2 protein-coding genes are annotated in these 1,125 nt (G+C 43.6%); both read right to left on the minus strand.

Annotated features, from left to right (window positions below; genetic code table 11):
* On the minus strand, positions 1–399 hold a 399-nt coding region (locus AC1DLB_RS30650; RefSeq protein WP_477786360.1), incomplete at its 3' end, for a DUF4435 domain-containing protein.
* An 8-nt stretch (positions 400–407) separates the two neighbouring features.
* A partial coding sequence (locus tag AC1DLB_RS30655; protein WP_477786361.1) for an AAA family ATPase occupies positions 408–1,125 on the minus strand: 718 nt, incomplete at its 5' end.

Below are 1,125 nucleotides of genomic sequence, written 5' to 3' on the forward strand. Positions count from 1 at the left end.
ATCTTCTAACGCTAAATCACAATGTTCTTCATCCATAATTTCAACAAATGCTGCTTCGTCGAGTAGAAAATTCTCAATACAGTAACGAGGAAGAACTACAACATTACCAGGGAGAGCTTCCCGCTCCCCTGCCAACATATATAAATCACCATCAACAATATAGACAGCTGGCCTATCACCGCCGGCCTCCTGCCTAGCCTTCGCAGCGGCTATTACATCAACACGCGCGCCCAAAGGAAAAACTTTATCAAGCGCTATGCGACTCGACATCGCGCGAGAGAACATCGCGGCAAATATCTTCCCATAACCAGGAGCAGTATCTTCAATATACAAATCAAAGTCATTGAAACTTTCGTAAAAAACCGAGGAGGCAAACTTCGCCGCTTTACTTCTTTCCATAGCTCACCTCACCCCAGACGTATGCAGTTATCAACGTGATATCCAACAATTTCCGGCGAATGGGTCGCAAAGATAAACTGGTTACTTTTTCCGCCTTTTATTAACGCATCAACCAACATTTCCTGCCAACGCATATGAAGCGAAATTTCCGGCTCATCAACTACAAAAGCACTTCGCTTACTTGAGCCAAAGCGAGCATGAGCTATCAATATAAGTAGCTGCTTTTCACCCGACGAAAGAAACTCCAACTCAACCGGGGAGCCGTTTTGAGTAATCTTTATTTTCCCGAGAGAGTCAACCAATAGTTCTTTCCGAGAATGGCGAAAGAACTCATTTATTGTCTCGCAGAATTCTCTGATAGGTGCGTAAAACTTTTCAGCTGATTTTTTCTGACGATCCATCTCCGCTAGAACCTTTTGAATACGACGGATCTGCGCCATATTCAAGAGCCACTCCAAACTCCAAGCACCATCCGAGTCTTTTTCATCACCGGCAATAGCTACCATTTTTTCAAAAAACTTTTCGATCAGAACCGTTGTTTTTTCGGAGCCACCTAGATCTCTAGCAAACTTCTCAAGCTCTTCACGTCTTTGCCTAAGATCCGACATTTCTAAATACGGTCTAGAATCATCAAGAAACTTTGGTTCAATCTCTACATACTCGAACGTCGACTCGACAATAATATTCAACAGCCTATCCAGCCTGCCATCACTAGCGCGACGATAT

This window comes from Pseudomonas sp. 05N434, assembly GCF_056396965.1.